16 protein-coding genes and 1 pseudogene are annotated in these 25,177 nt (G+C 70.7%); 10 read left to right on the plus strand and 7 right to left on the minus strand.

Going from position 1 to position 25,177, the window contains the following annotated elements:
* Window positions 1-173: 173 nt before the first annotated feature.
* The gene (locus tag ACWEK3_RS20505) at window positions 174-2,870 is read right to left on the minus strand and encodes a cellulose binding domain-containing protein (protein ID WP_453250266.1); all 2,697 of its coding nucleotides are present in this window, start codon (window positions 2,868-2,870) and stop codon (window positions 174-176) included.
* Between the two features lie 188 nt (window positions 2,871-3,058).
* On the minus strand, window positions 3,059-5,977 hold the full coding sequence (locus ACWEK3_RS20510; RefSeq protein WP_453250267.1) for a glycoside hydrolase family 48 protein: 2,919 nt from the start codon (window positions 5,975-5,977) through the stop codon (window positions 3,059-3,061).
* Between the two features lie 296 nt (window positions 5,978-6,273).
* Here ACWEK3_RS20510 and ACWEK3_RS20515 point away from each other — a divergent pair, with 296 nt between their 5' ends.
* The 4 genes and pseudogenes from ACWEK3_RS20515 (at window position 6,274) to ACWEK3_RS20530 (ending at window position 11,514) form a co-directional block, all read left to right on the plus strand.
* On the plus strand, window positions 6,274-7,749 hold the full coding sequence (locus ACWEK3_RS20515; RefSeq protein WP_453250268.1) for a cellulose binding domain-containing protein: 1,476 nt from the start codon (window positions 6,274-6,276) through the stop codon (window positions 7,747-7,749).
* A gap of 124 nt (window positions 7,750-7,873) precedes the next feature.
* On the plus strand, window positions 7,874-9,595 hold the full coding sequence (locus ACWEK3_RS20520) for a glycoside hydrolase family 6 protein (RefSeq protein WP_453250269.1): 1,722 nt from the start codon (window positions 7,874-7,876) through the stop codon (window positions 9,593-9,595).
* A 178-nt stretch (window positions 9,596-9,773) separates the two neighbouring features.
* Window positions 9,774-10,694, plus strand: a complete 921-nt coding sequence (locus ACWEK3_RS20525; protein ID WP_450543860.1) for a class I SAM-dependent methyltransferase — start codon at window positions 9,774-9,776, stop codon at window positions 10,692-10,694.
* Window positions 10,695-10,776: 82 nt separating this feature from the next.
* Window positions 10,777-11,514: pseudogene (locus tag ACWEK3_RS20530) on the plus strand (SDR family oxidoreductase).
* A gap of 19 nt (window positions 11,515-11,533) precedes the next feature.
* On the opposite strand, the gene ACWEK3_RS20535 reads toward ACWEK3_RS20530, so the two are convergent.
* From ACWEK3_RS20535 to ACWEK3_RS20550, 4 genes are all read right to left on the minus strand, one after another.
* Window positions 11,534-12,229: a glycoside hydrolase family 75 protein gene (locus ACWEK3_RS20535; protein ID WP_450543862.1), complete on the minus strand. Its 696-nt coding sequence runs from the start codon at window positions 12,227-12,229 to the stop codon at window positions 11,534-11,536.
* Window positions 12,230-12,347: 118 nt separating this feature from the next.
* The gene (locus ACWEK3_RS20540) at window positions 12,348-13,184 is read right to left on the minus strand and encodes an aldo/keto reductase (protein ID WP_450543864.1); all 837 of its coding nucleotides are present in this window, start codon (window positions 13,182-13,184) and stop codon (window positions 12,348-12,350) included.
* A gap of 124 nt (window positions 13,185-13,308) precedes the next feature.
* Entirely contained in the window at window positions 13,309-15,135 is a 1,827-nt protein-coding gene (locus ACWEK3_RS20545) for an AMP-dependent synthetase/ligase (RefSeq protein ID WP_450543865.1), read from the minus strand.
* Between the two features lie 527 nt (window positions 15,136-15,662).
* On the minus strand, window positions 15,663-16,535 hold the full coding sequence (locus ACWEK3_RS20550) for a LysR substrate-binding domain-containing protein (RefSeq protein ID WP_450546798.1): 873 nt from the start codon (window positions 16,533-16,535) through the stop codon (window positions 15,663-15,665).
* A gap of 209 nt (window positions 16,536-16,744) precedes the next feature.
* Here ACWEK3_RS20550 and ACWEK3_RS20555 point away from each other — a divergent pair, with 209 nt between their 5' ends.
* On the plus strand, window positions 16,745-17,761 hold the full coding sequence (locus tag ACWEK3_RS20555; RefSeq protein WP_450546799.1) for a bile acid:sodium symporter family protein: 1,017 nt from the start codon (window positions 16,745-16,747) through the stop codon (window positions 17,759-17,761).
* A 40-nt stretch (window positions 17,762-17,801) separates the two neighbouring features.
* Here ACWEK3_RS20555 and fdhD read toward each other — a convergent pair whose 3' ends face one another.
* Window positions 17,802-18,650 carry a formate dehydrogenase accessory sulfurtransferase FdhD gene (gene fdhD / locus ACWEK3_RS20560; RefSeq protein ID WP_453250270.1) on the minus strand — a complete coding sequence of 283 codons (849 nt, stop codon included), beginning with the start codon at window positions 18,648-18,650 and terminating at the stop codon, window positions 17,802-17,804.
* A 330-nt stretch (window positions 18,651-18,980) separates the two neighbouring features.
* Between fdhD and ACWEK3_RS20565 the strand changes: the two genes are divergently transcribed.
* From ACWEK3_RS20565 to ACWEK3_RS20585, 5 genes are all read left to right on the plus strand, one after another.
* Window positions 18,981-19,928 (plus strand): beta-ketoacyl-ACP synthase III, encoded by a 948-nt coding sequence (locus ACWEK3_RS20565; RefSeq protein ID WP_384434470.1) that lies wholly within the window; start codon window positions 18,981-18,983, stop codon window positions 19,926-19,928.
* 221 nt (window positions 19,929-20,149) lie between these two features.
* Window positions 20,150-20,827 carry a GntR family transcriptional regulator gene (locus ACWEK3_RS20570; protein ID WP_453250271.1) on the plus strand — a complete coding sequence of 226 codons (678 nt, stop codon included), beginning with the start codon at window positions 20,150-20,152 and terminating at the stop codon, window positions 20,825-20,827.
* 279 nt (window positions 20,828-21,106) lie between these two features.
* A complete protein-coding gene (locus ACWEK3_RS20575; protein WP_453250272.1) occupies window positions 21,107-22,288 on the plus strand; it encodes an ROK family protein in 1,182 nt (393 codons plus the stop codon).
* A gap of 285 nt (window positions 22,289-22,573) precedes the next feature.
* A complete protein-coding gene (locus ACWEK3_RS20580; RefSeq protein ID WP_453250273.1) occupies window positions 22,574-24,130 on the plus strand; it encodes a sugar ABC transporter ATP-binding protein in 1,557 nt (518 codons plus the stop codon).
* On the plus strand, window positions 24,127-25,167 hold the full coding sequence (locus ACWEK3_RS20585; protein ID WP_376551309.1) for an ABC transporter permease: 1,041 nt from the start codon (window positions 24,127-24,129) through the stop codon (window positions 25,165-25,167). The genes ACWEK3_RS20580 and ACWEK3_RS20585 overlap by 4 nt, the downstream gene beginning before the upstream one ends.
* Window positions 25,168-25,177 lie beyond the last annotated feature (10 nt).

Raw genomic sequence — 25,177 nt, forward strand, 5'->3', positions numbered from 1 at the left:
CGACAACGCGGCGTGGGGGTACCCCCGGCCGAAGGCTGGGGGAGTGCCGTGCCGGGCGTCGCGAGCCGGTGAACCTTTCCGGTCGCAGCACTAGAGGGGGAGCAAGGGGCGGTGAGCCCGCCGAGCCCGGACGAAGGGGCGCGTGCCGCGTCCGGCACGCGCCCCTCCCCCCGTCAGGAGACCGTGCAGGCCTGGCCGCCGACCGTGAAGGCGGCCGGTCTGCCGTTGGTCCCCGACCAGCTCCCCGTGAAGCCGAAGCCCACCGAGGAACCGGCTGCCACGGTGCCGTTCCAGCTCACGTTCCGCGCCGTCACCGATGTGCCAGACTGGGAGTAGTCGGCGTTCCACAGCTGGGTCACCTTCTGCCCGTTCGGGAAGGACCAGGTGAGCGACCAGCCGTTCCAGGCCGTGGAGCCGGTGTTGGTCAGCTGGACGTCGGCCTGGAAGCCGTCGGCCCACTGGTTGGTGACCTTGTACGTCACCGCGCAGGGGCCGGCCGGCGGCGGTGTCGTGCCTCCGCCCGTGTCCCCGCCGCCCGGGTCTCCTCCGCCCGTGTCCCCGCCGCCGGTGCCGGCGGTGTCGCCGTAGATCACGCCGCGGCCGTTGGTGGAGACGTACACACGGCCGTAGACCCGGGGGTCGCCCGTGATCGCCGCGCCGGTCCAACCCCACTGGTGGGCGTCGTCGTTGATCCGGGTCCAGCTCGCGCCCTTGTCGGTGGAGCGGAAGATGCCCCGCACCCCGCCGATCTTCGCGCTCGTGTACAGCGTCTGGTACGAGGCGCCGCTCGCCGCCTTGCCGAAGCCGATGGTGTCGGCCTGCTCGACGCCCGCCAGCTTGGTGAAGGACGCGCCCCCGTTGGTGGAGTGCCACAGCCCGTACGCGCCGTCGCTCGCGCCGCCCGCCAGCCAGATGTCGCCCTTCGTGCCCGGCAGCGCCTTGAAGCGCACGCTGTCACCGCTGGGCAGCCCCGTGGCCGACGAGGCGGTGAAGGTGGCGCCGCCGTCCGAACTCACATAGAACTTGCCGGACCTGAAGCCGTAGAAGGTCTTCGGATCCACCCGGTCCGACTCCACGACAGCGCCCGCCGGGATCCCGGCCGACGCCGACCAAGAGGACCCGAAGCCTGTCGTGTACCGCACGCCCGTGCCCGCCGGGCTCCACACGAACCGGCTTCCGTCCGCGGCGGCCGCGACCGTCCCGCCGCCGCTCACGCCCGACGGGTCGGTGCCGGCGAACCAGTTGGCGCCGTTGTCGGTCGAGAACCCGATGTGCGCGCCCGAATCGGTGTCGCCCACCCGCACCACCGTGTTCGGGTTCGTCTCGGCGAAGTCCAGACTGGTGCTCGTGGTGAGGGTGGGGGAGGTGAACATCATCGACGGGACCTTCGCCAGATCCGTGTGCCGGAAGCCGCCGATGTCGCCCAGCGCGCTGAGCAGCGGCGCTCCGGAGGGCGGCGACGCCAGGTCGTTCACCGCGGTCTCCTCCAGGCCCTGCACCATCGGGCGCACGGTGAACTGGCCGCCGCCGTCCCACCGGGTGAGGTTCTCGGTGCCGTAGATCGTCGCGCCCGTGCCGTACATCATCCGGTTGGAGTCGAACGGGTCGATCTCCAGCGCCTCCGTCATCCAGCCCAGTTTCGGGGTCTGTTCGGGCGGTGAGGGGTTGGCGCCGAAGGTCAGCCAGGGCGTGGACGACACGTCCATGGTGTAGCGGTTGGAGCGGTTCGGGTACGACGTGTAGTCCCAGGCCCGCGTCCAGGTCGCGCCGCTGTCGGTGGAGCGGAAGATCTGCGTGTCCGGCCACCAGGAGCTGTAGGCGGTCGCCATCACCGTGCCCGGGTGCTGCCGGTCGAGCGTGAGACCGCTGAAGCCGTAGTAGGTGTCGGCCACCGCGACCGGGCTGATGTTCGTCCAGGCACCGGTCGCGGTCGCGTACCGCCACAACTGGCCCTTGCCGCCGTCGTACGGTCCGCCCGTGTCGCTGTAGGCGAGGTACAGGTAGCCGTTCTTCGCGTCCAGTACGCCCTTGTGGGCCAGGTACCCGGTCGGCTGCCCCGGCAGCCGCTGCCAGGTCGCGCCCGCGTCCGTCGAGCGGTACACCGCGTTGTCCTTGTCGGCGACCCCGGCGTAGACGGTCTTCGTCGCGTTGCCCGGGGTGCCGGTGGACTCGTCGAAGGTGACCCAGACGACGCCCTGGTTGTCACTGGCGTAGCCGGACGTGTCGCTCGGGTCCTGCGCGTAGTTGCCCGGGTTGGTGAAGCTGGTGACCCGCGACCAGGTCGCCCCCGAGTCCGTCGACCGCCACAGGCCCTTGCCACTGGGCGCGCCCAGGTACAGCACGCTGTTCTTGTTCGGGTCGACCGCCAGCCGCTCGCCCATGCCGCGGCCTGGCATGTTGCCGCCGAGCTTGAACGGCAGGTCGGTCTTCTTCCAGCTCGCGCCCCGGTCCGTGGAGCGCAGCACGGCGCCGTTGCCCGGGTCCCAGCTGTTGGTGTAGGTGCCGACGGCCGCGTACACCCGGTCGGGGGCGGCGGAGTCGGAGGCGAGGGAGACGACGCCGGTGTGGCCCCAGTCGTCCCAGCCGACCGAGTCCAGCAGCGGGGTCCAGGTCTTCGTCGACTGCTGCCAGCGGTAGGCGCCGCCGATGTCGGTGCGGGCGTAGACCAGGTTCTTCTCACCGCGGTTGAAGACGATGCCGGGGACGAAGCCGCCCCCGTCGACGCGGGCGTTCTTCCAGGTGTACGTGTCCGCCGCGACCGCGGCCGGTGCGGCGGGCCGGGCCGCCGCGGACGGGGCGCCGGCAAGCAGTCCGGCGGCGAGTGCGAACACGGCCGTGAGGACACGGCCGGTGCGGGAGGTTCTTCGCACGGTGGGGCTCCTCTCGACGGAGGGCAGGAGGAGGGAAGGAAGGGAGGGAGGAAGGAAGGGCGAAGGCTGCCAGGAGGCAGGAGCGGGAAGGACGTGATGACCGGGCGGCTCCCCCCGTGAGGGAGCCGCCCGGTCGGGGTCCCGTCGGCGGATGACGGGCCCCGGTACACGGAGCGTTCAGCGGGGACTTATTCGAGGAGCTCCGCGTACGAACCCATGGCGAGCGCGATGTCCGCCTGCGCCCAGAACCGGTGGTAGGTGAAGACCGGGGCCGCGCCGCCCTTGAGGTAGGACTCGATCTTCGACCAGGCCGGGTCGTTCTTGTAGAAGGAACGGATCGAGGCGAAGGTCGACGAGGAGTCGATCTTGTCGCCGTTCGGCATCGTGCCGGTCCAGCCGCTCGGCACGTACACCTTGTCGCCGAAGCGGCTGTAGTCGGTGCGGGTCTCCGGGACGGCGATGCCCAGGCTGTCCTGGTTGTTGCTCCACATGCCGTCCAGCAGCGCCTTCGCCGTCGACTTGGCCTGCGCGTCCCCGGACCTGGCGGCGTAGTACGTCAGGGTCTTGGCGTACGCGGCGGCCACACCGACGTCGTTGGTGTAGTCGGCGACGGTGACGTGCAGCCCGCTGTTGGAGCCGGGGGAGGAGGCGTTCCAGGTGTCCGGCTGGCCCGACCACTGGAGCGTGGAGGGGATCTGGAAGGTGCCGTTGGGGTTGACCGTGGTCTTGGACAGCGCCCACTTGACCCACTTGTCGAGCACCGTCTTCGCGGCGGCGTCACCCGTCTGCTGGTAGTACTCGGCGACCCGCTCCATCGACCAGGCCTGGAAGCCGAACCACTGGTTGGACGGCGGGTCGTGGTAGACCGGCTGCCAGTCGTAGTACATGCCGTAGAAGGTCGGCGTGCCGGCCGGCGGGGTGGCGTAACGGCCCTGCCAGCTGTTGGTCGCGCCGCCCGCGATGGCGCCCTCGGAGGACTGGAGCCACCGGTAGAACTCCAGCTGCCGCTGGAGCGACTTGCTCCAGTCCGCCGCGCCCGTCGCCGACTTGGGCTTCAGGTCGGCGTTGCTGCTCAGCGCGTACGCCGCGAGCGGGTTCTGGTAGCCGCCGTGGACGTGGCTGGAGCCGATGCGCCAGGCCCAGCCCGCCGAGGTGTCGGTCGCCCCGCCCCAGGCGTAGTACCAGGAGAGCAGGTAGTGCGAGGCGTCCTTGCCGGTGCCGGCGGGGCAGGAGGAGGGCCCGGTGCAGTTGCCGATCTTCTTGAAGTACTTGTCGTACATCGAGTACCGCAGGTAGTCGCCCATCTTCGCAGCCTTGGCGACGGTGGCCGACACATCGGCTCCCTTGCCCTGCGCCTTGGCCCACAGATCGGCCCAGTACGCGGCCTGGACGGCGCGCGCGTCGGCGTCGGGGGCGTCGGTGTACTTCCACTGCTTGGCGTAGGAGTCGTCACCGGTGAACAGGTCCAGATAGCCGTTCTTGCCGCCGTACTTGAAGGCGTCGCAGGTGGTCTGCGGCACCGTCTCCCAGACCGACTCCTCGGCGCCGCGCTGGAAGGTGTTGATGTACGACGGTCCCTTGGCCGTGGGTCCGGCCTCGCACTGACCGCCCGGCGTGTTGCCGTAGCCGTAGACGTTGTCGACGTCCTCGATCCAGTGCATGCCGTAGATGTCGTCCGTGCCGTACGCGGACTTCAGCTCGGACGCGATCGGGTCAGGACCCACCGACACCCCGGAGTCGAGCCGGGCCGGGTACTGGTTGGGCGTGTCCAGCTCGGGCGCGTACGTCGCCGGCTTGGAGGCGGTGTAGAAGGAGTTGGTCGGCTGGTCGGCGTGGGTGGGGATCATGTACTTCTCCATGATCGACCAGGCGCCGTTGAACTTGGACCAGTCGCCCGTCACCTTGCCGTACATGGCCTGGAGCCACAGCAGGTAGCTGTACGCCTCCGACGTGGTCTCGTGACCGTGGTCGGGCGCCTCCACGATCAGCGTCTCCACCGAGTGGTAGGGGACGCCGTCGGGGGAGAAGTAGCCGTTCGCCGGGTTGGTGATCTTCCCGTACAGGTCCAGGAAGCGGGCGTCGTACGCCTTCGAGGCGGCCAGCTCCGTCACGGTGACCGTGGCCTTGGTGTAGCCGGTGGCCGAGGCCGTGAAGACCGCCGAGCCGGTGCCCGAGGAGTCCGCGGTGACGGTCACCTTCTGCGCGGTGTTCCAGTTGGCCGGGGTGAAGGTGAGCGAGGAGCCGCCGGTCACGGACAGGCCCGTGTTGCCGGACGTGCGGGACACGCCGACCGTCACGTTGGAGCTGGGCTGGTTCGACAACTTGACGTCGAAGGTCCCCGACTTGCCCTGCTGGACACCCAGTTGGGTGGGCGAGGCCACCACGGCGGGACCCGAGGCGACCGTGATGCCGACCGGCGTGGACTCCGCGGAGGCGCCGAGGCTGTCGTACGCCTTCGCCACCAGGGAATGACTGCCCACGGCCAAGTTGGAGACCGAGAGCGAGTACGGCGCGCTCGTGTCCGTACCCAGCAGGGTCGTGTCGTCGTAGAACTCGACCTTGCTGATGCTCGCGTTGTCGGCCGCCGCCGCGGTCGCCGCGAGCGGTACCGCGGCGCCCTGGGTGTAGACAGCGCCCGCGGCCGGGCTGGTCAGCACCGTCACCGGGGGCTGGTGCGCGCCGGCGCAGGTGGTGCCGTTGATCGCGAAGCTCGTCGGCGCGCTGTTGGTGCCGCTGTAGCTGAACTGGGCACCGGCGCTCACGGCGCTTTTGGCGGCGATCGTCCCGTTGTACGACTCGTTCTTCACGGTGATCGTCTGGCCGGACTGCGACCAGATGCCGTTCCAGCCGTTGCTGAGCTTCTGGTTGCCCGAGTAGCCGTAGGTCAGGGTCCAGCCGTTGATGGCGTCGGTACCGCGGTTGGTGATGGTCAGGTCCGCGGTGAAGCCGGAGCCCCAGTCGTTGGTCTTGTAGTCCACGCTGCACTGCAGGGCCGCCGCGTGCGCGGTGGTCGACCCCGTCGACAGCATGGTGAGCGGAAGGGCGAGGGCCGCCACGATGGCGGTCCACAGCCGCCGCACGCCGCGGCGTCTGCGTCGGGGATGCATGTGCTGGTTCCTCCTTGCGGCTCGGGGGAGGTGGGGGAGGAGCGTCAAGCCGTGAACCAGTGGGAGCGCTCCCATAGTGCGGACGGGTGTCCAGGGGGTCAAGGTCCTTGAAGAGTCGAAAAGATTCGACGCCATTCAACCTCCTTTAAAGGGTGCTGAGTTGAGGAAGTTCGACAAAAGTTCGCACTCCCTCTGTCCTTCGCCGTCACTTGCCGCTACCTTCACTCGAACCAGTGGGAGCGATTCCATCAGTCGACGCGGCCGTCACGGCGCGCCAGAGCTGCAAGGAGTCGCTCATGCGACACCCCCCGCGTTCAGTCCTTTTAGCCATCGCCGGTGCGGTCGCGCTCGTCGGGAGCGTGGTCGTGCCGGCGGTCACGGCGCACGGAGCCGCACCCGCGTGCACGGTGGAGTACACCGTCACCAATCAGTGGGACGCCGGCTTCCAGGGCGACGTGAAGATAACCAACAACCAGGCTCCGCTGAGCAGCTGGAGTCTGACCTTCGACTTCGCGGGCGGTCAGAAGGTCACCCAGGGCTGGAACGCGAAGTGGTCCCAGTCCGGTACGACGGTGACCGCCGCCAACGAGAGCTACAACGGTTCGCTCGGCACCGGCGCGAGTGTCAGCGCGGGTTTCCTCGGCTCCAAGTCGGGGAGCAATCCCGTGCCGACGGCGTTCAAGCTCAACGGCACCACCTGCAACGTCGACTCGGAGCCGTCCACACCTCCGACGGATCCGCCGCCGACCGGTGACGGCAAGGCGCCCGCCCTGCACGTCTCCGGCAGCAAGCTCGTCGACGCCGCCGGGAAGAACCGCCGGCTGCTCGGCGTCAACCGCTCCGGCGGCGAGTTCATGTGCGTCCAGGGCTACGGCATCTGGGACGGCCCCGTGGACGACGCCGCGATCAAGGCGATCGCCGACTGGAAGGCGAACGCCGTCCGTATCCCCCTCAACGAGGAGTGCTGGCTGGGTCTTTCCAACATCAAACCGCAGTACGCGGGCGCCAACTACATCAGCGCCGTCAAGGAGCTGGTGGCCCGGGTCGAGGCGCACGGCATGACCCCGATCGTCGAACTGCACTGGACCTACGGCCAGTACACCGGCAACTCGGCGGGCTGCTCCGACATCCACGCCACCTGCCAGAAGCCGATGCCCGACGTCCAGTACACCCCGTCGTTCTGGTCCTCGGTCGCCAGTACCTTCAAGGGTGACCAGGCCGTCGTCTTCGACCTGTTCAACGAGCCCTATCCGGACCGGGCGACCTCCAGTCTCACCGACGCCTGGAAGTGCTGGCGCGACGGCGGCACCTGTCCGGGCATCGGATACCCGGTCGCCGGCATGCAGAGCCTCGTCGACGCCATCCGCGGTGCCGGGGCCAAGAACGTCATCCTCGCCGGCGGTCTCGCGTACTCCAACGACCTCGGGCAGTGGCTCACCTACCGGCCCAGCGACCCGACCGGCAATCTGGGCGCCTCCTACCACGTCTACAACTTCAACACCTGCTCCAGCGCGAGCTGCTGGAACTCCACCCTCGCCCCGGTCGCGGCCCAGGTGCCGCTGGTGGCCGGGGAGATCGGCGAGAACACCTGCTCGCACGGATTCATCGACCAGGTCATGAAGTGGTTCGACGACCGTGGCCTGTCCTACCTGGGCTGGACCTGGAACACCTGGGACTGCTCCTCCGGGCCGTCCCTGATCTCCGCCTACGACGGTACGCCCACGGCGTTCGGCGCCGGGCTGCGCGACCACCTGCGCGCCCTCAGCCCCTGAGCCCCTCCCGCACGTCCGAGACCGCAACTCCCAGTCCACAACCCCGAGTCCGCATGTCCCTTTCCGAAAGGCCGCACGTCCCCCGTCCGCAAGTCACGTTCGAAAGAAGGAGCACTTCGCACTCATGAGCCGCACCAGAACATCGATACTCGCCGCCATGGCCCTGGTGGCCGGCGCCACGGGGACGGCGCTGACCGCCGCACCCGCCAGCGCCGCCGTCCCCTGTACCGTCGACTACAAGGTCAACCAGTGGGACAGCGGCTTCACCGCCGATGTCACCGTCAAGAACAACGGTGCCGCCAAGTCGAGTTGGTCGCTGAAGTGGACCTACGCCGGCAACCAGAAGGTCACCAGCGGCTGGAACGCGAAGATCAGCCAGAGCGGTGCCAACGTCACCGCGGCCAACGAGAGCTACAACGGCAGCCTCCCCACTGGCGGTTCCGTCAACTTCGGCTTCCAGGGCACCTACAGCGGCACCAACGCGATCCCGGCCGCCTTCACCCTCGACGGTGTCACCTGCAACGTCGACGGCGGTGGCGGCGACCCCGGTGGCGGCGGTGACCCCGGTGGCGGCGGCAACCCCGGCGGCGGAAGCCGCGTCGACAACCCGTATACCAGCGCCAAGGTGTACGTGAACCCGGAGTGGTCCGCGAAGGCCGCCGCGGAGCCGGGCGGCAGCCGGGTCTCCAACCAGCCCACCGGCGTCTGGATGGACCGCATCGCCGCGATCAACGGCGTGAACGGCGGCATGGGCCTGCGCGCCCACCTCGATGAGGCCCTGAAGCAGAAGGGCAGCGGCGAGGAGGTCATCCAGGTCGTCATCTACGACCTGCCCGGACGCGACTGCGCGGCCCTCGCCTCCAACGGCGAGCTCGGCCCGACGGAGATCGACAAGTACAAGACCCAGTTCATCGACCCGATCGCGGCGATCCTCGGCGACTCCAAGTACTCCTCGCTGCGGATCGTCACCACGATCGAGATCGACTCGCTGCCCAACCTCGTCACCAACACCGGCAGCCGCGCCACCGCCACACCGCAGTGCGACACGATGAAGGCCAACGGCAACTACGTCAAGGGCGTTGGCTACGCGCTCGCCAAGCTCGGCAAGATCCCGAACGTCTACAACTACATCGACGCCGGGCACCACGGCTGGATCGGCTGGGACGACAACTTCGGCCCGTCGGCCGACATCTTCAAGCAGGCGGCCACCAGCGAGGGCGCGTCCGTCAACGACGTGGCCGGCTTCATCACCAACACGGCCAACTACAGCGCGCTGAAGGAGAACAACTTCTCGATCACCGACCAGGTGAACGGCGTCTCGGTGCGTCAGTCCAAGTGGGTGGACTGGAACCAGTACGTCGACGAGCTGTCGTTCGCGCAGGCCTTCCGCCAGAAGCTCGTCTCGGTCGGCTTCAACTCGAACATCGGCATGCTGATCGACACCTCCAGGAACGGCTGGGGCGGATCGGCACGCCCGGCCGGTCCGGGCGCCAAGACCAGCGTGGACACCTACGTCGACGGCGGGCGCTACGACCGGCGCCTCAACACGGGCAACTGGTGCAACCAGGCGGGCGCCGGTCTCGGTGAGCGCCCGAAGGCCGCACCGGCCGCCGGCATCGACGCGTACGTGTGGATGAAGCCCCCGGGTGAGTCCGACGGTTCCAGCTCGGCGATCCCGAACGACGAGGGCAAGGGCTTCGACCGGATGTGCGACCCGACCTACGGGGGCAATCCCCGCAACAACAACAGCATGTCGGGCGCGCTGCCGAACGCTCCGGTGTCCGGGCACTGGTTCTCCGCCCAGTTCCAGGAGCTGATGAAGAACGCCTACCCGGCTCTGCCGTGATCTGAGGCGATCCGCCGGGGCCGGCCCTGCCGGGCGGCCCCGGCGGGCGGCGAACGGCTCCTCCCCGCGGCCGGGGGGCATCTGCCCCCCGGCCGTTTTGCCGCCTCGGCAACAGGACTGGCCCTCTCCCGGTGCGTCGGCGCAGGCTGGCCGCACCGGACAAGAGAGGCTGATCAGCATGGCGCACGCACCCCACGGACACCACGGCCACGAGGGGGCCCACCCCGGCCGGCACGACCACCACGGCCACGGTCACACCGACATCGACTGGGCCGTCATGGCTCCGCTGCTCGAAGCCCAGGCGGAGCTGTTCGCGCCCCTGTACGGGAAGGTCATGGCGTGGCTGGGGGAGAAGGCGCCCGAGCCCGGTCTGGTCGTCGACGCCGGCAGCGGGCCGGGTGTGATCTCCTGCCTCTTCGCCGAGGCGTTCCCGGGCGCGCGGGTCGTCGCGGTGGACGGCTCCGAGCCACTGCTGGAGCGGGCCCGGGCCCGGGCCGCCCGCCTCGGCCTGGCCGATCGCCTCGGCACCCTCACCGGTGAACTCCCCGGCGTGCTGGACGAATTGGAGTACCCGGCGGATCTGCTGTGGGCCGGCAACAGCCTGCACCACCTGGGCGACCAGCGGGCCGCCCTCGCCGCGTTCGCCGAGCGGCTGGCGCCCGGCGGCACGCTCGCCCTGCTGGAGGGCGGCCTGCCCGCCCGGTTCCTGCCCCGCGACCTCGGCATCGGCCGGCCCGGCCTCCAGGCCCGTCTCGACGTGGTGCTGGAGGACTGGTTCGCGCGTATGCGGGCCGAGCTGCCGGGCTCGGTCGCCGAGACCGAGGACTGGCCGGCGCTGCTGGCGTCCGCGGGCCTGAAGCCCGGCGGTACCCGCAGCTTCCTGCTGGACCTGCCCGCCCCGGTCTCCGATCCGGCCCGCGCCTATGTCGCCGCCGAACTGAACCGGCTCCGCGAGTCCCTGGAGAGCGGCATCGACGACGAGGACCGTGCCACCCTCGACCGGCTCCTCGACCCCGAGGACGAGGCGAGCGTGCACCGCAGGAGCGACCTCTTCGTGCTCAAGGCGTACACGGTGCACACGGGGGTGCGGACCGGCTGAGCCGGACGGGCACGGCGGTTGACTTCAAGAGCGCTCCAAGTGATGGACTCTCCCGCGTTCACCGACACGTAGGGGGGCAACCATGACCGACTCTCCTGTCACGCTCATCACCGGCGGCGGCTCCGGCATCGGCGCCGCCGTCGCCCGGCAGCTGCTCGGCGCCGGGCACCGGGTGGCCGTCACCGGGCGCGGTGAGCGGCGGCTCCGTGACTTCGCCGACGGACTGGGGCGTCCCGAAGGGCTGCTGACGATCGCGGGGGACACCGCCGAGTACGACCAGGTGCGGGCCGCCGTGGAGAGCACAGTGAGGGAGTTCGGCCGGCTCGACGCGGTCGTCGCCAACGCCGGGACCGCCACCCACGACACGGTCGCCGAGGGCGACCCGGCCGGCTGGCGGGAGAAGGTGCTGACCAATGTGCTCGGTCCCGCGCTGCTCGTCCGCGCCGCCATCGGCGCCCTGAAGGAGACCCGGGGGCGGATCGTGCTGGTCGGCAGCGTCGCCGGGTTCGTGCCTACGCCCGGAAACCTCTACGGGGCGACCATGGGGGTACCGCCCGCTCGAGCGAAGCCGAGAGTGGGGGAGGGCGGTCACCGCGCTCGCCGAGAACACCCGCCGCCAGGTCACCGAATGGGGCGTGGGGGTGACCCTGATCGCGCCCGGCCGGGTGGAGACGCCGTTCTGGGACGAGTACGGCGGCCTCCCGCCGGGACGTCTGCTGACCGCCGACCAGATCGCCGACTCGGTGCTGTGGGCGCTCCGGCAGCCGAGGGCGTCGACGTCAACACCGTCGTCGTACGACCGCTCGGCCAGCCCAACTGAGCCCGCCCGCCCTCCTGGCTCAGTTGGCGGCGATGAACTCCCTCGCCAGGCGCTCGCCGAGCGCGACCGCCGCGCCGTGGCTCTCGATCGGCGATGCCCGGGAGTTCTTGAACAGGATGTAGGTCACGCCGGAGTTCACGCCGCCGGTCACAGGGTCCGGGTTGATGCCGAGGGCCTTGGCGGTGGCGTACGAGGCCTCACCGATGATCTTCGAGGGGCCGGTGTCGCCGACGACCGCGTACTCGACCTTGTCGGCGTGGATCACCGCCACTACGCTGCCGCCGCGGATGCCGGCTCCGGCGTAGTTCCAGATGCTGCTCGCGCTCGGGACCACGACGTACGGCAGCGACTCGGACTTGAGCGGCCGGCCGTTGGACTGGTGGAAGGCCGTGTCGTTCTGGAACCAGGGGTCGATATTTTCGTTGCAGTGGGTGGTGCGCTGGCCGTCGCAGTCGATGTCCATGTCGGCCTTCCAGAACACCGCCCCGTTCTTGCCGCACACCGGGACCGTGGCCGAAGCGCCCGCGTCCTTGCGGTACTTGCCGTTGGAGATCTGCCGGCAGGTCTTCACCCTGGCGAGCAGGTCGGCGGCGCCGACCGAGCCCTCCCGTATGAACCGGGGTCCGGTGGCGCCGGAGGCGTGCGCGGGGAGTATTCCGGCGGTGAGCAGGGCCGCGCTCAGGGCCGTGGCGAGGGGCGGTCTTCGTATGTGCACTGCGGGCTCCTTCTGTCAGGAAAGTTTCCTTACCGGGAGGTGCGTTGCAACAGCGACGAAGCGCGGCGCGCCCCGGAACCGCGGGCAGTGGTCCGGGGCGTGCCCTACGCCGTCCGAGTCAGACGATCTCGAACGTCGCCGGGTCCGGGCCCAGGCGCCGGTCCTCGTTCAGGGCGCTGATCGCCGCGAGGTCCTCGTCGTCCAGGCTGAAGTCGAAGACCTCGATGTTCTCCCGGATCCGGGAGGGCGTCACGGACTTCGGGATCACGACGTTGCCGAGCTGGAGGTGCCAGCGCAGCACGATCTGGGCGGGCGTGCGGTTGTGCTTCTGTGCGATCGCCACGATCGCCGGGACCTCCAGCAGGCCCTTGCCCTGGCCGAGCGGCGACCAGGCCTCGGTGGCGATGCCCTGCTCCGCGTGGTACTCGCGGGCAGCGTGCTGCTGGAGGTGCGGGTGCAGTTCGATCTGGTTGACCGCCGGGATCACCGAGGTCTCGGCGATCAGGCGCTCCAGGTGCTCGGGAAGGAAGTTGGAGGTGCCGATCGCCCGGATGCGCCCGTCCGAATGCAGCTTCTCGAACGCCTTGTAGGAGTCGACGAACTTCCCCCGGGCCGGTGTCGGCCAGTGGATCAGGTAGAGGTCCACGTACTCCAGGCCGAGCTTGGTCAGCGACGTGTCGAAGGCGCGCAGCGTGGAGTCGTACCCGTGGTCGCTGTTCCAGAGCTTGGTGGTGACGAAGACCTCCTCGCGCGGGATGCCGGATGCGGCGATGGCCTTGCCGGTGCCCTCTTCGTTGCCGTAGATCGCCGCTGTGTCGACGCTGCGGTACCCGGCCTCCAGTGCGGTGGCGACGGCCTGCTCCGCCTCGTCGTCCGGCACCTGCCAGACGCCGAAGCCCAGCTGGGGCATCTCGACGCCGTTGTTGAGGATGATCGGGGGGACCTTGCTGCTCACGAGCTTCTCGATCCTTCGCTTGTCGTCGTGTGTCGGTCCCATCGTCAACGATCACGAGCCTGTTCGCATTCCTGAGCGGCCGATCCGGCCGGAACCCGTCGGGCGGCTGGGGCGTGCGGCCCGCTCAGACCTGGTACAGCGCCTCCACCTCGTCGGCGTACGCGTTCTCGATGGCCTTGCGCTTGAGCTTCAGGGACGGGGTCAGCAGACCGTGCTCCTCGCTGAACGGCTGGGCGAGGATTCGGAAGGTGCGGATCGACTCGGCCTGGGAGACCAGCGTGTTGGCGGCGACCACCGCACGGCGGACCTCCGTCTCCAGGTCGGGGTCGTGTACCAGCCGGGCCGCCGGCATCCGCGGCTTGCCCCGCATCTGGAGCCAGTGCTCGACGGCCTCCGCGTCGAGGGTGACCAGCGCGGCGACGTAGGGGCGGTCGTTGCCGACGACGATGCACTGGGAGATCAGCGGGTGGTCGCGCACCCGCTCCTCCAGGAGGCCCGGCGCCACGCTCTTGCCGCCGGAAGTCACCAGGATCTCCTTCTTGCGGCCGGTGATCGTCAGATAGCCGTCCTCGTCGAGGGAGCCGAGGTCGCCGGTGGCCAGCCAGCCGTCGTGCAGGGTCTCGTCGGTGGCCTTCTCGTTGTGGAGATAGCCCTGGAAGACGTTGTCGCCGCGCAGCCAGATCTCGCCGTCGTCGGCGATGTGCACGGTGGTGCCCGGAATGGGCTGCCCGACCGTGCCGTAGCGGGTGCGCTCGGGCGGGTTGGCGGTGGCCGCCGCGGTGGACTCGGTCAGTCCGTAGCCCTCGTAGATCTGCACGCCGGCGCCCGCGAAGAACAGACCGAGCCGGCGGTCCATCGCCGAGCCGCCGGACACCGCGTTCCGGATCCTGCCGCCCATCGCGGCGCGCACCTTGGAGTACACGAACGTGTCGTAGAACTGGTGCTGCATCCGCAGGCCGGCCGAGGGGCCGGGGCCGATGCCCCATGCCTTGGCCTCGACGGCGTCCGCGTACTTCACGGCGACCTCGACGGCCTTCTCGAACGGCCCGTCCCTGCCCTCCTTCTCCGCCTTGCGGCGGGCCGCGCTGAACACCTTCTCGAAGATGTACGGCACCGCCAGGATGAACGTCGGCCGGAACGCCTGGAGGTCGGGGAGCAGCGCGGAGGCGTTCAGCTGCGGCTGATGGCCGAAACGGACCTTGCCGCGGATCGCGGCGACCTCCACCATCCGGCCGAAGACATGGGCGAGCGGCAGGAACAGCAGCGTCGCCGCCTCCTCGCCCTTCTTGCTCTGGAACACCGGCTCCCAGCGCTCGATCACCGTGTCCGACTCGAACATGAAGTTGCCGTGCGAGATCACGCAGCCCTTGGGGCGGCCGGTGGTGCCGGAGGTGTAGATGACGGTCGCGACCGAGTCCGGGGTGACCGCCTCCCGGTGCCGGTGCACCACGTCGTCGTCGATGTGCCCGCCCGCGTCGTACAGCTGCTGCACGACGCCGGTGTCCAGCTGCCACAGCAGGCGCAGTTGCGGGAGCCGGTCGATGACGGTGGCGATCGTCATCGCGTGCTCCTCGTGCTCCACGACCGCCGCCGTGACCTCCGCGTCGTACAGCATCCAGAAGCACTGCTCGGCCGAGGAGGTGGGGTAGATCGGCACCACCTGGGCGCCGATCGTCCACAGCGCGAAGTCGAACAGCGTCCACTCGTAGCGGGTACGGGACATGATCGCGACGCGGTCGCCGAAGCGGATGCCCTGGGCGAGCAGGCCCTTGGCGAGGGCCAGTACCTCGTCGCGGAACTCGGCGCAGGTCACATCCCGCCACCTGCCGAACTCGTCCTTGCGGCCGAGCGCGATGTGGAGCGGGTCGTCCAGCGCATGCTGGAAGACGACGTCGGCCAGTCCGCCCACCGGCGGTGGCAACGTCGACGGAGGGTTGGTGAACTCGCGCAAACCCCGCTCCCGTTCCTTGTGACGCTCCCCACAGCGCCGTGAAAGCTACCCCAGCGCGGCAGGGGGCGGGAGGGCCCGCGAAGGCGGGCAGCGCCCCGGTGGACGCCGGAAAATGCCCTCACAAGGGGAAGGGTCGGACAGACTTTCTTACGGATCAGTAAGTTTCGGTGCCGTTATCTCCACCGAATCTGTACGGCCCGATTACGGCCCTCGCGACCGGCCGGCGCGACGTCGCGGCGACCGCCGTGAACAAGCCAGGCGCCGGTCGCGGCGACGGCCGTTGACGCCTCGGACCGGTCGCGGTCCAGGGTCTTTCGTTTGGATCAGGCCGGATCAGGGAGCGGGGTCTGGTGATGGGGGCACCTCCCACGCCGTTCAGGCAGTGGGGGAGGATCGCAAGGGCGGATGAGGGCGGCAGGGCGGAGCCCTGCCGCCCGACGACAACGCGGCTGGGGGTACCCCCTGCTCGAAGAGCTTGGGGAACGGTGCCAGGGCCCGCGAGCCCGGCATGATCCAAACGAGAGGCCCTAGCCGACTGCGCGCCGGTGGAGGCGGTCGCCGCTGGTCAGGATGGCCGTGGCCAGGGCGTCGGCCGCGTGGTGGGGCGTGTCGTGACGGCGGCCGTGGACGAGGACGAAGTCGACTCCGCCCAGTTCCGGCAGGCCCGCGCGGTCCGGGACGCGCACCAGGCCCGGCGGGATCAGGCCACGGGAGTGGGCCATCACGCCGAGGCCCGCGCGAGCGGCGGCGACCAGGCCGTTGAGGCTGCCGCTGGTGCAGGCGACGCGCCACGGCCGGCCCTGGCGCTCCAGGGCCTCCAGCGCGAGGGCCCGGGAGATGCCGGGCGGCGGGTAGACGATGAGCGGCACCGGGCGGTCGGGGTCCAGGCGCAGCCGCTCGGCGCCGATCCAGACCAGGTGGTCGCGCCAGACCGGCTCGCCGTGCGGGTCCTCGGGGCGCCGCTTGGCCAGGACCAGGTCGAGCTTGCCGGCGGCGAGTTGCTCGTGCAGGGTGCCCGACAGCTCCACCGTCAACTCCAGGTCGACCTCGGGATGCTCGTAGCGGAAGCCCTCCAGGATCTCCGGCAGCCGGGTGAGCACGAAGTCCTCCGACGCGCCGAACCGCAGCCGGCCGCGCACCCGCGCGCCGGTGAAGAACGCCGTCGCCTGCTCGTGCACCTGGAGGATCCGGCGCGCGAAACCCAGCATGGCCTCGCCGTCCTCGGTCAGCTCCACCGAGTGGGTGTCGCGGGAGAACAGGAGCCTGCCGGTCGCGTCCTCGAGGCGTCGCACGTGCTGGCTGACGGTCGACTGACGCAGCCCGAGCCGCCGGGCCGCCCCCGTGAAGCTCAGGGTCTGGGCCACGGTCAGGAAGGTGCGCAGCTGGGCGGGGTCGTACACGAGGCTCAGGTTAGCGCGGTTATCGCGGAACACGATGACAGTCAGAGCGGTATGACGGATTCCCGATCGGCCCCGGAAGGAGCACGATGGAGAGGGGATCCGTCGGCCCCGCACCGAAAGGGCCGCACGGGCGTGACGACGCCCGTACCGAACCGAAGAGCACGAGCAAGTGGAGCACCGTGAAACGCCTGCGCCGGACGACGAACTGGCTGCCGATCGACCCGTACATCGTCCTGTTGCTGGCGACAGTGGGCATCGCCGCACTCCTCCCGGCCCGCGGCACCGCCGCCCATGCGGCCTCGGGCGCCTCGACCGCCGCGATCGCCCTGCTGTTCTTCCTGTACGGCGTCCGGCTGTCCACCCGTGAGGCGCTGGACGGCCTGAAGCACTGGCGGCTGCATGTCACGGTCCTGGCCTGCACGTTCATGATCTTCCCGCTGCTCGGCATCGCCGCCGGCGGACTCGTCCCGGTGCTGCTGAACCAGCCGCTCTACCAGGGCCTGCTCTTCCTCACCCTGGTCCCGTCGACCATCCAGTCGTCGATCGCGTTCACCTCCATCGCCCGCGGCAACGTGCCCGCCGCGATCTGCGCCGGCTCCTTCTCCTCGCTGGTCGGCATCATCCTGACCCCGCTGCTCGCGGCGGCGCTGCTCGGCAGCGGCGGCGGCGGCTTCTCCGGGCACTCGCTGGTCACGATCGTGGTGCAACTGCTTGTGCCGTTCGCCGCCGGGCAGGTGCTCAGGCCGTGGATCGGCGGCTTCGTCGCCCGGCACAAGAAGGTCCTCGGGCTGGTCGACCGCGGCTCGATCCTGCTCGTCGTCTACACCGCGTTCAGCGAGGGCATGGTGCGCGGCATCTGGCACCAGGTCAGTCCCGTACGGCTCGGCGGGCTGCTCGTCGTCGAGGCCCTGCTGCTCGCCGTGATGCTCGCCCTGACCTGGTACGGCACACGGGCGCTTGGCTTCTCCCGGGAGGACCGCATCGCGGTGCAGTTCGCGGGCTCGAAGAAGTCGCTGGCCTCCGGGCTGCCCATGGCGAGCGTCCTGTTCGGCGCCCATGCCTCGCTCGCCGTGCTGCCGCTGATGCTCTTCCACCAGATGCAGCTCATGGTGTGCGCGGTGATCGCCAAGCGCCGGGCACGCGACCCCGAGGCACGGCAGGAGGGCGCCGAGCGGGCGACGGCCGCGGCGTCACGCACCGCGGTCGGTACGGCGCGTTCCCGTTGACTGTTCCCCGTTGACAGGTCCCGTTGACAGTGGGGGCGGCTCAGCCCTGGGCGGCCGCCTCCCGCACGGCGATCCGCTCCGCGCCGGCGTACACGTTCATGGAGCTGCCCCGCAGGAAGCCCACCAGCGTCAGTCCCGTCTCCGCGGCCAGGTCCACCGCCAGGGACGACGGCGCCGAGACGGCCGCCAGCACCGGTATGCCCGCCATGACGGCCTTCTGGGCCAGTTCGAAGGAGGCGCGGCCGGAGACCAGCAGGATCCTGCGGGACAGGGGCAGGTCGCCGTTCTGCAGGGCGCGGCCGATCAGCTTGTCGACCGCGTTGTGCCGGCCCACGTCCTCCCGTATGTCCAGCAGTTCGCCGTCCTCGGTGAACAGGGCCGCCGCGTGCAGTCCGCCGGTGCGGTCGAAGACGCGCTGGGCGGCCCGCAGCCGGTCGGGCAGGCTCGCCAGCAACTCGGGTCCGACCCGCAGCGGGGGCGTGTCGGAGATCGGCCAGCGGGCCGTCGTACGGACCGCGTCCAGGCTCGCCTTGCCGCACAGGCCGCAGGACGAGGTCGTGTACACGTTGCGTTCGAGGGTGATGTCGGGCAGGACGACGTCCGGCGCGGTCTTCACGTCCACCACGTTGTACGTGTTCGAGCCGTCCGCCGTCGCGCCCGCGCAGTACACGATGTTCACCAGGTCGGACGTGGCGGCCAGCACGCCTTCGCTCACCAGGAAGCCGGCCGCCAGCGCGAAGTCGTCACCCGGCGTGCGCATGGTGATCGCGAGCGGCTTGCCGTTCAGCCGGATCTCCAGCGGCTCCTCGGCGACCAGCGTGTCGGGACGGGACGAGACGGCTCCGTCCCGGATGCGGATCACCTTGCGTCGTTCCGTGACTCGTCCCATGTCCTGATCAGCCCCGGTTCTGTGCGCTCTCCGGCCGAAGCGGCCTTGACGATCTCCATTGTCCTGCACGCACGGCAGGGGGATCGCGACGGGAGAACCCCACCCATGGCGGCCGTGACCTGTCCTGACGCTGCGCTGAATACTGTCGACGATGTATTGTCTACTGCTTGCTGTCACGGGGGCAAGGGTCCCTGGCCGCGAGGGCGGGCGTCCCTCTGACGGAAGCCGACAAGCGGGGCCCGCCAATCCTGTGACTTCACCTGCCGCGTTACCCGTGAGTCACTGATCAGACTGGTGAATCCCGCTACCCACGGCCACGAGGGGGATCCCATGAACGGCTCGCGCATCACCGCCGTCGGTCACTACCAGCCCGCCAAGGTGCTCACCAACGAGGACCTGGAGGGCATCGTGGCGACCAGCGACGAGTGGATCAGGAGCCGGGTGGGCATCCGTACCCGGCACATCGCCGCGCCCGACGAGCCGGTCGACGAGCTCGCCGCGCACGCCGCCGCCAAGGCGCTCGCGGCGGCCGGCCTAGCGCCCGCCGACATCGACCTGGTGCTCGTCGCCACCTCCACGGCCACGGACCGCTCGCCGAACACCGCCGCCCGGGTCGCCGCCCGGCTCGGCGTGCCGCGGCCGGCCGCGATGGACGTCAACGTCGTGTGCGCGGGCTTCACCCACGCCCTGGCCACCGCCGACCACACCGTGCGTGCCGGCGCCGCGACCCGCGCCCTGGTCATCGGCGCCGACAAGATGACCGACGTGACCGACTGGACCGACCGCACGACCTGCGTGCTCGTCGGCGACGGGGCCGGGGCCGCCGTGGTCGAGGCCTGCCGGCCGGGCGAGGAGCGCGGAATCGGTCCGGTGCTGTGGGGCTCGGTGCCCGAGATGGGGCACGCGGTACGGATCGAGGGCACGCCCCCGCGGTTCGCGCAGGAGGGGCAGAGCGTCTACCGGTGGGCCACCACGCAGCTGCCGCCGCTGGCCCGGCAGGCCTGCGAGCGGGCCGGATTCGCGCCCGAGGAACTCGCCGCGGTCGTCCTGCACCAGGCCAATCTGCGCATCATCGAGCCGCTCGCCGCGAAGCTGGGAGCCGTCAACGCCGTGGTCGCCCGCGACGTCAGCGAGTCCGGCAACACCTCGGCCGCGAGCATCCCGCTGGCCCTGTCCAAGCTCGTCGAACGGGGCGAGGTGGCCACCGGCGACCCGGTGCTGCTGTTCGGCTTCGGCGGCAATCTGTCCTACGCCGGGCAGGTCGTGCGCTGCCCGTGATCGGCGGCCCGGGGGTCCTCGCCCGGTGGGTGTGAGGGGTTCACGCGCGCGGGCTTCACGCGCGCGTGTGCGTCGCGCGCGGGTGTGAAGCCCGCGACATCCGCTGATCGTGGCGACTGTGCATCGTAGACTGTAGACGAAGGGCGATCGACGCTCCGCCGAGTGTCAAGGACCCGGGTGTCCGCCTGCTGCGCCGGCGCCCGGCCGAGGAGGGGACCGCGATGTTGTCGACAGGACTGCCGCAGGGGGCGGTGCCCAGGCTCGAGCGCCCCGGCCCGCTGCGCGAGCGCGTCTACGAAGCCCTGCTGGAGCTCATCACCACCCGTGCCCTCGAGCCGGGTCAGCACCTCGTCGAGAGCGAACTCGCCGGGCATCTCGGCGTCTCCCGGCAGCCGGTGCGCGAGGCGCTCCAGCGGCTGAACACCGAGGGATGGGTCGATCTGCGGCCAGCCCAGGGCGCCTTCGTGCACGAGCCGACGGAGGAGGAGGCCGACCAGCTCCTCAGCGTGCGCATGCTCCTGGAGGCCGAGGCGGCCCGCCTCGCCGCCGCGAACGCGGACCGCGACGGCGTCACCGCCCTGGAGGAGCTGGTGGCGCAGGGGTTCGAGGCCGTCGCCGCCGACGACGTGGACACGGCCGTCGCTCTGAACGCCCGCTTCCACGCCAAGGTCGTGGAGCTGGCCGGCAACGCGGTGCTCGCCGAGCTCGCCGCCCAGGTCGACCGCCGGGTGCGCTGGTACTACACGCCGGTGGCCCGGCAGCGCGGCCGCCAGTCCTGGATCGAGCACCGCGCGCTCATCGAGGCGATCGCCGACGGCGACGAGCAGCGCGCGACCCGTCTGATGCGCGAGCACACGGAGCACACCCGCAGGTCGTACCACGGCCAGGCCAAGCCCTGACCCTGCGCGTCGAGCCCTGCACCCCGGGGCGATCTCTGACCCCGCAGGCCAAGCCCTGACCCGAACGAGCCCAGTCCCGACCTCATGAAGACCGGTCCGGGGCCCCCGCTCGGCGCCGCCAACTTTGTCCTGTCGGTGGAGAAAGTTGGCGGCAATCCATGCGCAACTTCTTCCCAGTTCCGGCAGTCGCTGCTACGTTCCTCTCTCAAGCAAGCGGCCAAGTGGCCGGAATCCCTTGCGCACAGGCCGAATTGAGGCGGGGAGGGGCACGTGAGACGTATGACGGCACGACCCGCCAACACACACCAGGCCCGGCTGCTGAAGCTGCTGCGCGACGGGGGGGCCAGCTCCCGGGCACAGCTCGGCGACCGCGTCGAGCTGTCCCGGTCGAAGCTGGCCGTGGAGGTGGACCGGCTCCTGGAGACGGGACTGGTCGTCGCCGACGGACTCGCCGCCTCGCGCGGCGGCCGCCGCTCCCACAACGTCCGGCTCGCACCCGAACTGCGCTTCCTGGGCGTCGACATCGGCGCGACCTCGGTCGACGTCGCGGTCACCAACGCCGAACTGGAAGTGCTCGGACACCTCAACCAGCCGCTGGACGTACGCGAGGGGCCCGTCGCGGTCTTCGAGCAAGTCCTCGCCATGGCCGCGAAGTTGAAGATGTCGGGGCTCGCGGAGGGCTACGACGGCGCCGGCATCGGCGTCCCCGGCCCCGTCCGCTTCCCCCAGGGCGTCCCCGTGGCACCCCCGATCATGCCGGGCTGGGACGGCTTCCCCGTGCGGGAGGCACTCAGCCAGGAACTCGGCTGCCCGGTCATGGTCGACAACGACGTGAACCTCATGGCGATGGGGGAGCAGCACGCGGGCGTCGCCCGCTCCGTGGGCGACTTCCTCTGCGTCAAGATCGGCACCGGCATCGGCTGCGGCATCGTCGTCGGCGGCGAGGTCCACCGCGGAACGACCGGCAGCGCGGGCGACATCGGGCACATCCAGGCCGTGCCCGACGGACACCCCTGCGTCTGCGGCAACCGGGGCTGCCTGGAGGCCCACTTCAGCGGCGCGGCCCTGGCCCGTGACGCGCTGGAGGCGGCCCAACAGGGACTGTCGGCCGAGCTGGCGACCCGGCTGGAGACGAACGGCGCCCTCAGCGCCGTCGACGTGGCCGCCGCGGCCGCCGCCGGCGACGCCACCTCGCTCGGCCTGATCCGGGAGGGGGGCACCCGCACCGGCCAGGTCATCGCCGGACTGGTCTCCTTCTTCAACCCCGGCCTGGTGGTGATCGGCGGTGGGGTCACCGGCCTCGGCCACACGCTGCTCGCCGCGATCCGCACCCAGGTCTACCGCCAGTCGCTGCCCCTGGCGACCGGCAACCTGCCCATCGTCCTGGGCGAGTTGGGGCCCGCCGCCGGAGTCATCGGCGCGGCCCGGCTCATCAGCGACCACCTGTTCTCGCCGGCCTGACCGGCGCGCACCACCCCGCACCACCGGCACGTCCCGCACCACCAGCACGCAGCACGGCACCACCGGCACGTCCCGCGCACCACCAGCACGTCCCGAGCACCGGCACGCACCACGTGCGACCGGCGCGCCCGCCCCGCGTATCCCAGCCCCGCACATCCCCGAGTACCCGCACACCCCCGTACCCCGACACCCCAGCACACGCCGCGTACCACGCACCGGCACCGGTACGCCCCGCGTACGTCAGCCCTGCCCTGAGACCGGCCGTATCCGCCGAGGGGAACCACCATGGCTCCAGAACCACCCCTGCTCAGCATGTCCGGCATCACCAAGTCGTTCCCCGGAGTCCGTGCCCTGGACGGAGTCGACCTGGAGGTCCTGGCCGGAGAGGTCCACTGCCTGCTCGGCCAGAACGGCGCCGGGAAGTCCACCCTCATCAAGGTCCTCGCCGGGGCCCACCAGCCCGACGACGGGAAGATCACCTGGCGGGGCGAGCCCATCACCCTGAAGTCCCCGATCGCCGCCATGAGCCTGGGGATCGCCACCATCTACCAGGAACTCGACCTGGTGGCACATCTGTCCGTCGCCGAGAACGTCTTCCTCGGCCACGAACCCACCTCCGCCGGCTTCGTCGTCCGCGGCCGCGAGGCCCGCTCCGCCGCAGCCGGCCTCCTCAAGCGGCTCGGCCACCCCGAGATCGACCCGGCCCGGCTCGTCGGCGACCTCTCCGCCGCCCAGCAGCAGGTCGTCTCCATGGCCCGGGCCCTCTCCCACGACGTCCGGCTCATCGTGATGGACGAACCGTCCGCCGCCCTCGACCCGGACGAGGTCGACAACCTCTTCCGCATCGTCGGCGACCTCACCGCCGACGGCGTCGCCGTCGTCTACATCTCCCACCGCCTGGAGGAGATCCGCCGCATCGGCGACCGGGTCACCGTCCTCAAGGACGGCCGCGCCGTCGCCGGCGGACTGCCCGCCGAATCCACCCCGACCCGCGAGATCGTCTCCCTGATGACGGGCCGCAACGTCGAGTACGTCTTCCCACCGCGCCCGCCGGCCGACGCCGTGCACCCCGCGCCCGTCCTCACCGTCGAAGGACTCGCCCGCGACGGCGAGTTCGCCCCCCTCGACCTCGAAGTGCGGCCCGGCGAGATCGTCGGCCTCGCCGGACTCGTCGGCTCCGGCCGCTCCGAGATCCTGGAGACCATCTACGGCGCCCGCAAACCCAGCACGGGCCGCGTCCTCGTGGACGGCAGGCCGCTGCGTCCCGGCAGCGTGCGCTCCGCCGTCCGCGCCGGACTCGGGCTCGCCCCCGAGGAACGCAAGGCCCAGGCCCTGTTGATGCTGGAGTCCGTCACCCGCAACGTCAGCGTCTCCACGCTGTCGCGCTTCGCCCGCGGCGGCTGGATCGACCGGCGCGCCGAACGGAACGCCGCCCGGCAGGCCACCCGCGAACTCTCCCTGCGCCCCGACCAACCCGACGCCCCGGTGCGCACGCTCTCCGGCGGCAACCAGCAGAAGGCGGTCCTCGCGCGCTGGCTGCTGCGCGGCTGCCGCGTCCTGCTCCTCGACGAACCCACCCGCGGCGTCGACGTCGGCGCCCGCGCCGAGCTGTACGCGGTGGTGCGCCGCCTCGCCGACGAGGGCCTGGCCGTCCTCCTGGTCTCCAGCGAGGTGCCCGAGGTGCTCGGCCTCGCCGACCGCGTCCTGGTGCTCCGCGAAGGGCTCGTCGTCCACACGGCACCCGCCCGGGAGCTGGACGAACACCGCGTACTCGACCTGGTCATGGAAGGAAGCCCCGTGTCCACGCAGTCCGTAATCGAGGAAGGGAGCGCGACGTCATGACGCAGCCCGCCACCCCGGCCCAGCAGGGCGGACCCGACGCCGGGCCGTCCCCCGCCGCCGACGCCCCGGCCGGCGGCGCCGGCCCGCTGCGCCTCGTGTGGGCGCGTGCCGACGCGCGCACCCTGTCGCTGCTCGGTGTGCTCGCCGCCCTCGTCCTCATCGGCGGCATCACCAAACCCGACCAGTTCCTGGACACCCGCAATCTGCAACTGGTGCTCACCCTGTCGTCCGTCATCGGCGTGGTCACCGTCGGGATGACCTTCGTCATCATGAGCGGCGGCATCGACCTGTCCGTCGGCGCGATCGTCGCCCTCGCCTCCGTGTGGGCCACCACCGTCGCCACCCAGGAGTACGGCTTCGTGGGCGTACTGTTCACGGCGGTGCTCGTCGGCGTCGGCTGCGGACTCGTCAACGGCGTCCTCATCGCGTACGGCGGCATGGTCCCGTTCATCGCGACGCTCGCCATGCTTGCCTCCGCGCGCGGACTCGCCCTGCTGATCACCGACGGCAAGACGCAGATCGTCTCCATCGACAGCATCCTGCGGCTCGGCAATCACGACTCCTACGTCCTCGGCGTGCCGCCGCTGGTCCTCGTCTTCGCCGCCGTCACCGTCATCGGCTGGCTCGTGCTGAACCGCACCACGTTCGGGCGGCGCACCGTCGCCGTCGGCGGCAACGCGGAGGCGGCCCGCCTCGCGGGCATCGACGTCCGCCGCCAGCGCCTCTACATCTACCTGCTGTCCGGGCTGTGCTGCGGCATCGCGGCCTTCCTGCTGATCGTCCTGTCCGGGTCCGGCCAGAACACCAACGGCAACCTGTACGAACTCGACGCCATCGCCGCCGCGATCATCGGCGGGACCCTCCTGAGCGGTGGCCGGGGCACCATCGTCGGCTCCGTCCTCGGCGTCCTGATCTTCACCACGATCACCAACATCTTCGCCCTGAACAATCTGCAGACCGACGTCCAGCAGATCGCCAAGGGCGCCATCATCGTCGCCGCCGTCCTCGTCCAGCGGCGCACCGCCTCCACCACGTAGCCCAGCCCAG

Source organism: Streptomyces sp. NPDC004721 (assembly GCF_053601495.1).